Origin of the sequence: Rheinheimera mangrovi (assembly GCF_003990335.1) — a bacterium.
Taxonomy (GTDB): Bacteria; Pseudomonadota; Gammaproteobacteria; order Enterobacterales; family Alteromonadaceae; genus Pararheinheimera; species Pararheinheimera mangrovi.
On the sequence record NZ_CP034683.1, the window covers coordinates 3548755 to 3561159 of the forward strand.

General features: G+C 47.6%; 12 protein-coding genes. 2 read left to right on the forward strand and 10 right to left on the reverse strand.

Going from position 1 to position 12405, the window contains the following annotated elements; translation table 11 throughout:
- Positions 1–43: 43 nt before the first annotated feature.
- The gene (locus EK374_RS16115; RefSeq protein WP_127025572.1) at positions 44–397 is read right to left on the reverse strand and encodes a DUF2750 domain-containing protein; all 354 of its coding nucleotides are present in this window, start codon (positions 395–397) and stop codon (positions 44–46) included.
- 162 nt (positions 398–559) lie between these two features.
- Here EK374_RS16115 and ettA point away from each other — a divergent pair, with 162 nt between their 5' ends.
- Entirely contained in the window at positions 560–2221 is a 1662-nt protein-coding gene (ettA, locus tag EK374_RS16120; RefSeq protein WP_127025573.1) for an energy-dependent translational throttle protein EttA, read from the forward strand.
- A 68-nt stretch (positions 2222–2289) separates the two neighbouring features.
- Here ettA and glnB read toward each other — a convergent pair whose 3' ends face one another.
- Positions 2290–2628, reverse strand: coding sequence for a nitrogen regulatory protein P-II (glnB, locus tag EK374_RS16125; RefSeq protein ID WP_053425941.1), 339 nt, complete (start codon positions 2626–2628; stop codon positions 2290–2292).
- 7 nt (positions 2629–2635) lie between these two features.
- Complete coding sequence (locus EK374_RS16130) at positions 2636–4249, reverse strand: NAD+ synthase (protein ID WP_127025574.1); 1614 nt, start codon at positions 4247–4249, stop codon at positions 2636–2638.
- A gap of 162 nt (positions 4250–4411) precedes the next feature.
- Between EK374_RS16130 and EK374_RS16135 the strand changes: the two genes are divergently transcribed.
- Positions 4412–4936: a GspH/FimT family pseudopilin gene (locus EK374_RS16135; RefSeq protein WP_127026574.1), complete on the forward strand. Its 525-nt coding sequence runs from the start codon at positions 4412–4414 to the stop codon at positions 4934–4936.
- Here EK374_RS16135 and EK374_RS16140 read toward each other — a convergent pair.
- The 7 genes from EK374_RS16140 to EK374_RS16170 all read right to left on the reverse strand — a co-directional run bounded on the left by EK374_RS16140 (position 4933) and on the right by EK374_RS16170 (position 11559).
- Positions 4933–5337: a type IV pilin protein gene (locus EK374_RS16140; protein WP_127025575.1), complete on the reverse strand. Its 405-nt coding sequence runs from the start codon at positions 5335–5337 to the stop codon at positions 4933–4935. The genes EK374_RS16135 and EK374_RS16140 overlap by 4 nt on opposite strands.
- Positions 5334–6890: a hypothetical protein gene (locus EK374_RS16145; RefSeq protein ID WP_127025576.1), complete on the reverse strand. Its 1557-nt coding sequence runs from the start codon at positions 6888–6890 to the stop codon at positions 5334–5336. The genes EK374_RS16140 and EK374_RS16145 overlap by 4 nt, the downstream gene beginning before the upstream one ends.
- Entirely contained in the window at positions 6877–7260 is a 384-nt protein-coding gene (locus tag EK374_RS16150) for a hypothetical protein (protein WP_127025577.1), read from the reverse strand. Before EK374_RS16150 ends, EK374_RS16145 begins: the two co-directional genes overlap by 14 nt.
- 12 nt (positions 7261–7272) lie before the next feature.
- Complete coding sequence (locus EK374_RS16155) at positions 7273–8214, reverse strand: PilW family protein (protein ID WP_127025578.1); 942 nt, start codon at positions 8212–8214, stop codon at positions 7273–7275.
- Between the two features lies 1 nt (position 8215).
- Positions 8216–8707 (reverse strand): prepilin-type N-terminal cleavage/methylation domain-containing protein, encoded by a 492-nt coding sequence (locus EK374_RS16160; RefSeq protein WP_164731898.1) that lies wholly within the window; start codon positions 8705–8707, stop codon positions 8216–8218.
- 63 nt (positions 8708–8770) lie between these two features.
- Positions 8771–9196, reverse strand: coding sequence for a type IV pilin protein (locus EK374_RS16165; protein WP_127025580.1), 426 nt, complete (start codon positions 9194–9196; stop codon positions 8771–8773).
- Positions 9196–11559 (reverse strand): pilus assembly protein, encoded by a 2364-nt coding sequence (locus tag EK374_RS16170; protein ID WP_407691847.1) that lies wholly within the window; start codon positions 11557–11559, stop codon positions 9196–9198. The genes EK374_RS16165 and EK374_RS16170 overlap by 1 nt, the downstream gene beginning before the upstream one ends.
- Positions 11560–12405 lie beyond the last annotated feature (846 nt).

Sequence of the window (12405 nt, forward strand, 5' to 3'; positions counted from 1 at the left end):
GGACAAAAAAGGCGACCTGAGTCGCCTTTTCGTTCACCTGGCTTTATTGCACTAAAGCCAAAGCTTCTAAAATTTCACGCGGCTCTACTTCAGGGCCATTTAAAGATTCATCCCAGTTGGTGCCGATCAGTACGCCGTCATCGTACATTTCTTGCAACCAGCCTTCACAAAATACATCCAGTGGAATAGCTTCTGGTTTGTAGTCAGACCATTCTTCAGAGCAGTGTACTAAAGCCGCTTCCTGGCTAGACCAGAATGGCATCACGTCTGTGTCTTCAAAATCAACAGACTCAACCACCAATAAATCTTCGCCATTGGCTAAAGTCCAAACCACACCATGAGTTTTGGCTTCAGCAATAAAATTTTGAAACACCGGATCATGTGAATATTCGCCCATGGCAACCACCTTTATCTGAACTGTTAGTTTAATTGCTACTATTAGAGCAGAAAACCAGATTAAAGACGAATTAAAATCCCCTTTCCTGTTGTGCTCTGTTCCCCTGTTTTTTAAAAATAACGTACAATTGCCGCATTCTAACCAACAAGATGAGTGACTCTTATGGCTCAGTATATTTACAGCATGTACCGCATGTCGAAAGTAGTGCCGCCAAAACGCACTATTTTAAAAGACATTTCGCTGTCGTTTTTCCCAGGTGCAAAAATTGGTGTTTTGGGTTTAAACGGTTCAGGTAAATCCAGCTTGCTGCGCATTATGGCAGGCGTGGACACAGAGTTTGACGGTGAAGCCCGTCCTTTAGCCGGTATCAATATTGGTTATCTACCGCAGGAACCTCAGCTTGATCCGGAAAAAACTGTGCGTGAAGTGGTAGAAGAAGCCGTTGCTGATGTGAAAAACGCCTTAACCCGTTTGGATCAGGTGTATGCAGCTTACGCAGAAGAAGATGCAGACTTTGACGCTTTAGCCCGCGAACAAGGTGAGCTGGAAGCTATTATTCAGGCTAAAGATGGTCATAACCTCGACAATATCCTGGACCGTGCAGCGGATGCCTTACGTCTGCCCGCCTGGGATGCTGTAGTGAAGCACTTATCAGGTGGTGAACGCCGTCGTGTGGCGATCTGTCGTTTGCTGTTAGAAAAACCAGACATGCTGCTGCTGGACGAACCTACTAACCACTTGGATGCTGAATCTGTCGCCTGGTTAGAACGTTTCCTGCACGACTACACCGGCACTGTAGTGGCCATTACCCACGACCGTTATTTCCTCGATAACGTCGCCGGCTGGATTTTAGAGCTGGACCGTGGTGAAGGTATTCCATGGGAAGGTAACTACTCTTCATGGTTAGAGCAAAAAGATGCCCGTCTGGAGCAGGAAGAACGCAGTGAAAACGCACGCCAGCGTTCTATCAAACAGGAATTGGAATGGGTACGTACCAATCCAAAAGGCCGCCATGCCAAATCCAAAGCCCGTATGGCCCGTTTTGAAGAGCTGCAAAGCCAGGATTTCCAGAAACGTAATGAAACCAACGAGCTGTTTATTCCGCCTGGACCACGTTTAGGCGACAAAGTGCTGGAAGTGAAGAACCTGCGTAAAACTTTTGGCGACCGCGTCCTGATTGACGATTTAAGCTTCAGCATTCCAAAAGGCGCCATAGTGGGTATCATCGGCCCGAACGGTGCGGGTAAATCCACTCTGTTTAAGATGATCACAGGTTCTGAACAAGCCGATGCCGGTACTATTGAAGTCGGTGAAACAGTACAAATCGCCAGCGTAGATCAGTTCCGCGACAGCATGGATCCAAAAAATACCGTATGGCAGGAAATCTCCAACGGTCAGGATATTTTGCAGATCGGTAACTTCCAAATTCCAAGCCGCGCTTATGTCGGTCGTTTTAACTTCAAAGGCAACGATCAGCAGAAGTTTATCGGCGAGTTGTCAGGTGGTGAGCGCAACCGTGTGCATTTAGCGGCGCTGTTAAAAGCGGGCGGCAACATGCTGTTACTCGACGAACCGACCAACGATTTGGACGTTGAGACCCTACGTGCTCTGGAAAACGCCATACTCGACTTCCCTGGCTGTGCCATGGTGATCTCGCACGACCGTTGGTTCCTTGACCGTATTGCCACTCATATTCTGGATTACCGCGACGAAGGGAAGGTGAACTTCTTCGAAGGTAACTATTCAGACTACGAGACCTGGATGAAGGCCACTTACGGCTCAGATGCAATGCAACCGCACCGCATTAAATACAAGAAGATCTAAGAGTAAACGGAGATCTAACGAAAAAGGGGTAAAGCCAATGGCTTTACCCCTTTTTTTAACCTTTGGTTTTACACTGCGTCTTCGTTCTCTTCGCCTGTGCGGATACGGATCACTCGCTCCACATCAAACACAAAAATTTTGCCATCACCAATGCGGCCTGTTTGGGCTGTTTTGATAATCACATCAATGCAGCGCTCTACTTGTTCATCCGGCAGTACCAGTTCAATTTTTACCTTAGGTAAAAAGTCGACCATATACTCAGCACCACGGTACAGTTCGGTATGGCCTTTCTGGCGGCCAAAACCTTTGACTTCAGTGACTGTCATGCCGGTGATATTAATTTCGGCCAGAGCTTCGCGTACATCGTCTAATTTAAAAGGCTTAATAATAGCTTCAACTTTTTTCATGACTTCCTCAGCGCTGTTTCCGCATCCACGATGTGATGGGGTATCTTCTGTCTTTACCAAAGTTGCGGCTGGTCACTTTTGGACCCACGGCCGACTGGCGTCTTTTGTATTCGTTGATATCAATCAGGTTTAACACCCTGCGAACTGTTGCTTCATCATAGCCCATCGCCACTATGGCGGGCAGCGATTTGTCGTGCTCGACATAAGCTTCAATCATTGCATCTAAATCATCGTAAGGCGGCAGATTGTCCTGATCGGTTTGATCCGGCGCCAGCTCAGCCGATGGTGGACGGTCTATCACCCGTTGTGGGATCACAGGAGAAATGCTGTTGCGATACTCTGCTAAACGATACACCAGCGTTTTTGGCACATCTTTAATGACCGCAAAACCACCACACATATCGCCATACAAAGTGCAGTAGCCTACAGCGTTTTCACTTTTATTGCCTGTAGTGAGTAGCATACGGCCAGTTTTATTCGACATCGCCATCAACAACACACCACGAATACGGGCTTGCAGGTTTTCTTCTGTCGTATCTTTGCCTTTGCCTTTGAACAAAGGCGTCAGCTGACCCATAAAGCTGTTGTACATAGGCTCAATAGAGACTGAATCAAACTCAACGTCCATCATTTGTGCCTGAGCTTTGGCATCTTCCACACTCATAGAGGAGGTATAAGCAAAAGGCAGCATCAGGGCTTGTACTTTGTCAGCGCCTATTGCATCTGCGGCTATCGCCAGCGTTAAAGCCGAATCTATACCACCGGATAACCCCAGCACTGCGCCAGGGAAACCGTTGTGCTGAATATAATCGCGGGTGGCCATCACTAAAGCTGCATAAACTTCAGCTTCAACCGATAAGCGTGGTGCAAGCTCTACATGACCATATTGCTGACCACGGGCCGCTAAATTGACTGTGGCAAGTTCGCTCTCGCAGGCTTTACCACGAAACAGTAATTGCGCATCCGGGCTGACGACCAGCGATTGACCATCAAACACCAGCTCGTCCTGACCTATGACGTTATTGACATAGACAAAACCTAAATGCAGGTGTTTAGCTAAGGTTTGTAATAAGGCTTCACGCTGCTGGGCTTTGCCTATTTCATAAGGTGAAGCGTTTAATACCAAAGCCCAATCTGCGCCCTGCTCTTTGGCCAAAGCAGCCGGAGCGCCCTGCCAGACATCTTCGCAAATCAGCACTGAAAAACGTTGGCCCTTCAGCTCGAAACAACTAGCTTCTGTGCCTTCAGTAAAATAACGTTTTTCATCAAAGACACCGTAATTGGGCAGTGCCTGTTTGTAATAACGGGCTATCACTTCACCGTTTTGAATGACAGAAGCTGCGTTATATAAGGCTTCGCCATCGCGCCATGGGTGACCGACAACCAGTGTATTTGGCAGCTTAGCCGCACAAATCTGCTGCAGGCTTTGCTCGACCAGCAACTGAAAGTCGCCGCGCAGCAATAAATCTTCTGGCGGGTAGCCTGTTAAGGTCAGCTCAGGAAATAACAACAAATCGCTTTGACTGCTTGTGGCAATCTCCAGCACTTTTGCGGTGTTTTGCGCCACAGCAGCCACAATAAAGGGCTGCTGTACCAGGGTAATAGAGACAGCAGAGGACATCTGAACCTGCACTAAAGGATGAAAAAACTGCCGCTATGGTAGCGATTTTTAACGCCAGACTCAATCAAGCATCTTGATAAGCAAGATCCCATTGCGATTTTAGATATTTAACATAAATGCAACTAAACTCTGTCAGACAGATCCACAGGGAGTTTTTTGCAGATGAATGCATATAGTCCCGCCAAATCATCAAATGCCTTTAGCCTGATTGAGGTTTTATTGGTACTGGCTATTCTTGCCATAGTGTCCGCTATTGGCATGCCTAATCTGCGGGAAGTCTGGCAGCGCCTGCAGGCAGAGCACTTTATGCGCCAGCTCAGCCAGCATCTGGCGTATGCCAGAGTGCATGCAATAGCCCAACAATATCCAGTACAGATTTGCCCGCGCGTGGGTCAGGTATGCAGTGCCGACTGGAATGCAGCCCCTATTCAACTGCATCAGAAAGCGTTAAAAAACTGGCAGGACCTGTTATTGCGTGAACTCAAACATCCGGTTAACAGTCATCAGTTGTTTTATAACAGACCGTCACTGCAATTTCGCGGTGACGGCAGTCTGGATTTATTAGAGTCCGGTACTTTTGTGTATTGCAGTAAAGATAACTACCGCTGGCATTTCAGATTGAGCATTAGCCAGGCCGGGCGTAGCCGGTTATGGCAAGAAAATACGCCTTGCCCTTATTCACCTTAATAACTCCAGCAACCAGTTTCTGGCTCACTGCTTTTTTGACCATAGCTGTTCAACAAGAAGATCTGACAGCTCTTATCTTCCGCCTGCGCTTGTTGTGCCTGAGCTTTTAACTGATAGCCTTGCTCAGTCACCACAGCACTGATTTTATAACGGCCTGATTCGGTGACATACTGCTTAGCTGCAAAACCTAACTCCGTAAGATCTGCGCTGTATCGGCGCTGATCCACCAGTAACATCTCCTGTAAACCAGCCACTTTTAACAATTCCTGCATGGCTTCTGCTCTGTAGCTTTTTAATACATGGTCCTGATAACCAGGTAATAACACCGAAGCCAGAATCCCCATAATAGCCAGCACGACTAGCAGTTCAATCATGCCAATGCCTTGTTGTCTGCACCTCATTCATAAGCTCCTTCTTCACTATGATAAGTGCCTATCAACTGCCAGCGCGGGAAGCTGCTTTGTTTCATAGTGCTGCTGCAATGGGTACAATCAGGGCTGATCTCCACTATATTTTCAATCAAAATCTGCTGGTGATGCTGATCAATTAATGCAAAACCACCTTCAGTATTTGCTTTTACCGCCAGCGTTCCCGTTGCTTTCTCTGCCGGAAAAACCTTTGGTCTATAGAGGACAGAAGCGTGATGTAAGTGTAAGGCCAATAAAACTGAAGTCGCATTTTCCATACTGCAGAATTGCTCAGAAGCTGGATTAAGCGCCCTCATATAAACGACTCCGGCCACCACAACGGGGGCATGACTCAACCGACCAACTAACGGACTGTACCAACCGTTTTTTTGTTGGATCTGTTGCCACTCTTGATCAGTTAACACGGCAAGAGCTGGCGCAGCTGGCACAGTTCGACTAACTAAATCTGAGGCTTGCAGAATTGATCCAGCTTGGTGTTTCAATACTACAAAAACACTTTGGTCATGCTGCAAAGCGCTGAGTAATACCAGCCACTGGCTGCGTCTGGAATGAAAATCGCTGGCTGAACCGCCGACAGGAACTGCAGCATACAAGGTGCGGATAAATTGCACATCGCTAAGCTCAAGCCCGGAAAGATCGGCAATCAACTGCATGTTATAAAACAGATTTCCATCAATCTGAGTTTGCCAGAGCTGACCAGATTTTGTGCTGAACAACAAAGTCTCCGGCACAGAATCTCTATTTTGATCGTAAAGAGTGACTGCACCGGAGAGTTCAGTCATCTTCTGTTGTGCAACTAACTGGCTTTGCAGCCTTCCTGTGAGTGCTTCCACTTTATATACCAAAGACCGCTGCTCTGTTGCTGCTGTATTTGGTAATAAAAGCGACAAAGCAGCCTTTTCAAACCCGGAGCTTTGCTCGGTCAGTAATACAGGTTGTGCCATAGCTCCGGTTAAAGCTTCAAAACCAACATCTGCAGAACTAATGGACCACAAGAGCTCAGGTAAATGCATAGTGTTGAGTTCTAACGCAAAATAAGTCAGGCTGCTACTGCCGCTGACAATAATAAACTGGCCTTCGCGTTTCAGTTCCTGTTCTGTAAGCAACAAAGGCTGATGGATCTGCACAGCCGGATCAGTCAGTTTAATCTGCAGCTCTGATAGCGAGGGTAACTGCGACCAGGGTAACCACCAGACCGTACTTTTGTCTTTATCATCCGTGTTAAATTTCAACACCCCAGCGTAACTAACGACCCTGTAACCAGCGTCAATATAAGCGGGCAACGATTGACTTTGTACATCAACAGTACTGCAGGATAAGGTGTCCAGCAGCTCAGGAAGACGACTGAGCCACTCATTGGTGTCGGCATCACTCAACTTCAAATGTACAGACAACATTCGGTGCTGCTGCGGATCCAATTCTGTCAGTTGCACAGAACCAAAACCCGGCAGATGGCTCCAGTAGCTGCTTGCAAACAGCTGATGACTGCAAAGCAATAAAATGAGCCCAAACTTATAGAACCCCATCCCAGTCCCCTTCAGGCAAAGACTGCCTGACTAAAAAGCTGGTAATACTGTGCTGCTGGTAGGCGGACTGTTCTGTAGTTCGCAGCTCATGCCACTCGCAATGCAGCGAGACACTGCTCCAGGCGGCATAAAGTGCCGGACAAGGTGCCAACACAAAAACACCAGACTCAAACATACCTTGTTTGAGTTGCTCTAATTGCCGGGCATGCTTGCTTTGAGTCTGCTGTTTTAATTGCACAGATAAAGTGGCACTGCCTGCCAACTTCTGACTCAACTGTGTTTGAACCAACATAGGTATGGTGATGCAGCTTAAAATTAGCATCAACACCAACGTAGTAACCAGGATAAAACCTTTAGAACTGAACATCATAACGACCTCCTTTTATAAGCGTGTGTTGCTAAATGCCACAGAACTGCTGACTAACAGGCGTCGAAACGGGTCAGAAGGGGCCTTGAACCACTGTTGTCCCATCTGATAAAGCTGGTTATTTTGGTAACTAAAATCTTCGTCTAAACTACGTAACAGCAGATAAAATTTAATATTGATGATACGGTGCTTTTGTTGCTGCCAATGCTCTGGCTGCATCTGTTCTGTGCTCAGGTAGTAATCCACTTGCCCGTCTAAATTGGCATCTAAGCCGAATTCAAAATGCATCCTCTCAACACCGTCCATAATAGAGTCTGTGTCCATGATGGATTGGCCAGCAGCATTGCGGATTAATCGTTTACGCATCAGTACTGGTATAGTGTCACCTGCATGTTTTTGCTCGCTGATATAAAAAACCTGATGGCTGAGCGGCCAATACCTTGAGTCAGGGGTTAACTCAGCACTGGAGCTATTTACAAAACGGCTGCTTGCTGCTGAGGTTTCGAAATAAAACCGATTTGCACGCATCTGAGTTGCCAGTACACTGTTGCCAACAATACGTTTGAACTGCAATAATTCAGAGCCGGCTTTAGGCTGGCTTACACAATTCAGATGTTTGTGTCGCTGCACCAGCTGCGCATACAAGCTCAGATAAGGTTGGCCTTTAACGGGAAAACTACCTGTATCAAACTCAGCCACACAGTCGCCTAATACTGGCGGTAACTGATGCGAAGCATGTGCGACATCAGCCAGACTACGTCCGGCAAAAAACATCAGATTCGGTAATTCAGCCTGAAATAAACTGACCAGCATCTGACTATTTTGCTGCAATTGCACCAATTGCTGAGTCTGACGGTTGGACTGCTGAGTCGCAAATAAAGTCCCAATCAAAAAGGTCATCAACAGCAGACCTAAAGTCAGGCTAACCAGCAACTCCAGTAAAGTGAAACCGCGCATCTCAAGGCACCACCACAGAGACTTGCAGCCGATCGGGTGATAGCTCACAGACAGAAGCCGGCCTCTGTATCTGAACTTTAGCCTGAGAACGCCAGCTCAACTGCACCAGTGTCTGAGTGGCCTGCTGACGAATGCAAAGTGTGGGTTGCTGCAATAGCTGTAAAGTTTCCGGATGACCAGAGGCGCTTAAGGTGCTGTATAAATGAAACTGACTTAACTGCTCTGCATCACAACGCTGGTTTTCAGTACAATCAGCTGGCTGCTCTGTGGTCCAGAGCGGATGCGTTCCTTCATAGAATTCAGCAGAACTATTATGACTTGCCATCCGGCCAGCCAGTTCAGAGGTCAGAGACAAAGCTATGGTTTGCTGTGTTGCCATAATAACTTGCTGACGTGCAAACAAGGATGCACTTAAAGCACCAAGCCCTGTCAGACACAGCAACAATAAACTGATCAGAACTTCGATTAAGCTAAAACCTGAGGCATTTGGCATATCCATTCGCCTGTCAAAATCCGTTTACCTTAAATTTACCTCCGTTCCTTAAAAGGTCAAATTTTACCAGCACTTTTTCACAATGGTCGCACCAGTACCACCGTTAGCGCCTTTTATCCCCGCCTGGTTGTAACTTAAGGACGAGCAATCGTCATTACTTTGAGCGCCTGTGGCCGTTGCGGTCAGCGTAAAAGTGCGGCTGTCCAAATCGTCGACATCAAAGCTGAAACGCTCAGATAAGTCGTTGCTGCATTGCAGCTCTGGCAACTCTGTTGTTTCACCATTGTTGGTGGCGTAGGTCATATTGGTGGTATACACCCTTTCCATAAACTGAGCGTATTCCAACAAGCAGGCGGTGGCGCTTGCTCTGGCGCTGCTTAGCATATAGCCCTGATAAGAGGGCACAGCTATAGCGGTTAAAGTGCCCACTATGGTGATAGCAATTAACAGCTCAATCAGGGAAAAGCCACGCTCTTTGCTTGTTTGCATTAGTTGTCTACCTCGCGCCATGACACGCGGCCACGTCTGATTTGAGTGTTTACGTCTAAATTCACCACATTGGTGTCGGCTAAACCTACCGCCATTTTATCTTCAAAAAACAATGGTTCAGTCGGCATACTGTCAAAACGCACTCCGGACAGTTCTAAAATTTCATCATCTTCGGTCACGCCGTCGTCCTGATTAAAGCTTTCATCGCCGGAAATATCAAAAAAGTGATACTTCAGCCGACCACCATGGTAAGGATCCACCGCCATCACATAGCCATCGCCTTCAGGGTTACACACGTTACTGTCGGGAATAATACTGTTCACCACTAAGGTAGTGCCTACTATACGGGGCGAAGACACTATGCGCTCGCGCTCGTCAGGTAAGTCGATAAACCAGCCTTTAAAACCCGCCATATCGTTGGCGGCAGAAGAAGATACAGTGCGCCCTTCGGTGCCATTGCTGTGGTTAACATTGCTCAGTATGCGCTCCTTAAGTAAAGTACGGCCTGACAGGGCTATACCATCCATAACACCATACCAGCTTTGTTCATCATCCAGCTGAGGGTCTGGAGTTTCCAGATAGCGACCTGTGCCAAAAAACACCCACAACTTGCCGGTTTTAGGTTCTGAACCAAGAGCTATGCCGCCCGTAATAGATTGAGGATCACCTGCAGCATCTTCTGCCTGATACAAGGGACCGCCGCCATAGGCTATAGTCCAGTTATTCGGGTTATTCGACGACAAGTCAAACTTCCAGACATTGCCTTGTAAATCTCCGGCAAAAAACCAGTCGGTGTTGCCGTTTTTGCTGTAATCCCAGCCTTCAATCTGGCCTAAACCTGTATCGCCTGAACCGGTTGTGACTTCCAAACCATCCCCGCTGACCATGGATTCGCCAGTTTCAATATCCAGCACTAACAAACCTGGCCGGCCCGTGCTGTTGTTGTAACCATAACCAATAACCACGGCCCATTTACCATTGTTTAAACGGGTGATTATAGGTTTGGCAGTGGTGATCCCTAACTGCGGAAAACTTTTATCCCACAATAAACTGGCTGCGCTGATTTGCCCGGGATCGGTGATATCAAGAGCAAACATACTGTTTCCACCTCGCCCTGTGCTGCCCACCAACACTGTGCGCCAACCGCCATCAAAATACACATCGGCGGAAACGGCTGTGCCATCAACAAAATAATCCTTTTGGATCACCCCGCTGACATTAGGTTCGCTCAGAGCTTTAAGGTTTGTCGCAGCAGTCAGCATTTGTCGCGGCACGTAAGCAAAAGCTTCGGCACCTGTTGTGGCATTAAACGCATGCAGCATACCGTCATTGGCCCCAACGTAAATCAGTGGCTGGCGGCTTTTGTAAGTAGCCACATGAGCTTTATAGCTACTGGCTTCGGGCCAATTGTAAGAGTGGTAATTAAAATTAACCGGTGCGCCCACGTAAACAGGAGAGGAGTTGGCAATATCGCCTAAAGCAGTGGATCTATTGCGATAACTGCCACCATTTTGTTGCTCCAACGCGGTGTTACCGCGGATATAATCCACCACATTGCTGCTACCTAAAGCGGCCTGCTGACTCCCGACGCCACTGGTTAAGTTCGCCCAGACAAATAGATCCGCTGTGGTTTCTGTTTTACCAAAGTAAATGACCCTGTCGTCCCAGTCCGGCATTTCTTCAGCCGCACTCCAGACATAACTAGTGGTGTCTTCAATGTTGTAATTCACCAGATCACCACTCCAGTCACCACTGTTAAAGCGGCCCTGATACACACTTTGTTCAGCCTGCAAAGAAGTGGTAGTGCCGGCTAAATTTGAACCAGAAGCGACCCGGGCAATAATAGCGGATAAGGTATTGGACAAACCTGTGGCAAAGGCATCTGGATCCGCCGCACTAAAAAAGCCGCCCCTGCTGTTGACTGCAGCATGTAATAAATCATCAATTTTGGCAGGTTGTGTTGCCAGAGGATCTGGCCAGGATATGGCGCTGCTTGCCCCTATCGCGTTAAAAGCTGTAGCTGAACTTATGGTGCCTTCCACACCAAGCCCAACACCAAAAGTCACCATATGTTGCCAAAATGCCGGATTAATCGGGCTGGTGGGAACTAAATTATCCAGGTCGGTGCGTAAATCCCGTTTCCAATAGTACATAGCCACATCGGCCAGCGTATTGCTGCGATTGTCAGAAAAAGGCCCGGTTGCCGCATACACGTAGGAGGTACCGCCTGGTTTGCTGATCGTTTGATTATTGCTGGTACTGCCATCGTTATTAGAGCGCGCAGCAGCCGTTTGTGCTTGAGAGGCACTGTCTTCACTCCAGTAACCATCTGTCATCAAAATGCTGTAACTCTGGCGACACATAATATGTTGGGAGTCATCGTCTGTCCCTGGCGTCCCCCCCCAGGGTCCTTTATTGTCTGTTCTGGAGAAATACAAACCCGCATCATTGAGTGCCTTGCGCAAAGGTGTGCCGTTGTAGTCATAGACCCGCTCATACAGCTGATCATAAAAACTCTGTTTGTCAGCGCCCGTAAAAGGCCGCACGCCGTTGATCACTGTGCTGACAGCAGCTCCATCAACAGTACTGCTACCTTTGTTTATCGCCCCAAAACCAACCCGTAAAGCTTCAGTCTGGGTCGAAAATGCGCGGCCTATGCCTGCTTGTGAAGCCAACAATCGGGAGCGGTAATAAGTATACCAATTGGCAAAATTTTGTATTTCCTGCGCATAACTGCAGGTCCCTGCAGTGCAATCGGTGCGATTGATCCGGCCTTCGCCACTGTAGCTTAAAGTGGCAGCGTTAATTTCTATACGCTGATAATTGGTGTAGGTAAATAAACTGCCGCCTGTATGGTTGTAATACACAGCAGGGTAAAAAGTCCGGCTGGCAGTTACGTTCTGACAATTCGTTTTTGCTGTTGAGGTTATAGTGCAATAGCGCCAGCCTGCGCTGGAGGTTTCATTCACTGTCAGGTTACGGCTGCCTTTGAAGGTTCGAAACGGATGGTGATAAGCGGCTGCCGGGTTGGAGTTTGGAAAAGACGTACCGTCAGCTTTAATCCAGGGTTTATAGGTAATTGACGGATTATAGTAAGACTTGTTCAGTGCGTAAGAGCGCAGCGCTCTTGCAAATAACGCTTCATTGTTATTGGCCGCATTGAGGTTAGTTGCATTACTTTCATCCCGAAACGACACCACCTGATGCGT

Excerpts from the sequence above, each read along its gene's own strand:
- ettA (WP_127025573.1), top strand. The coding sequence starts at position 560 with ATGGCTCAGTATATTTACAGCATGTACCGCATGTCGAAAGTAGTGCCG.
- EK374_RS16135 (WP_127026574.1), top strand. The coding sequence starts at position 4,412 with ATGAATGCATATAGTCCCGCCAAATCATCAAATGCCTTTAGCCTGATT.
- EK374_RS16155 (WP_127025578.1), bottom strand. The coding sequence starts at position 8,214 with ATGCGCGGTTTCACTTTACTGGAGTTGCTGGTTAGCCTGACTTTAGGT.
- EK374_RS16160 (WP_164731898.1), bottom strand. The coding sequence starts at position 8,707 with ATGCCAAATGCCTCAGGTTTTAGCTTAATCGAAGTTCTGATCAGTTTA.
- EK374_RS16150 (WP_127025577.1), bottom strand. The coding sequence starts at position 7,260 with ATGATGTTCAGTTCTAAAGGTTTTATCCTGGTTACTACGTTGGTGTTG.
- EK374_RS16165 (WP_127025580.1), bottom strand. The coding sequence starts at position 9,196 with ATGCAAACAAGCAAAGAGCGTGGCTTTTCCCTGATTGAGCTGTTAATT.
- EK374_RS16130 (WP_127025574.1), bottom strand. The coding sequence starts at position 4,249 with ATGTCCTCTGCTGTCTCTATTACCCTGGTACAGCAGCCCTTTATTGTG.
- EK374_RS16115 (WP_127025572.1), bottom strand. The coding sequence starts at position 397 with ATGGGCGAATATTCACATGATCCGGTGTTTCAAAATTTTATTGCTGAA.
- EK374_RS16140 (WP_127025575.1), bottom strand. The coding sequence starts at position 5,337 with ATGAGGTGCAGACAACAAGGCATTGGCATGATTGAACTGCTAGTCGTG.
- glnB (WP_053425941.1), bottom strand. The coding sequence starts at position 2,628 with ATGAAAAAAGTTGAAGCTATTATTAAGCCTTTTAAATTAGACGATGTA.
- EK374_RS16170 (WP_407691847.1), bottom strand. The coding sequence starts at position 11,559 with ATGTGTCGCCAGAGTTACAGCATTTTGATGACAGATGGTTACTGGAGT.
- EK374_RS16145 (WP_127025576.1), bottom strand. The coding sequence starts at position 6,890 with ATGGGGTTCTATAAGTTTGGGCTCATTTTATTGCTTTGCAGTCATCAG.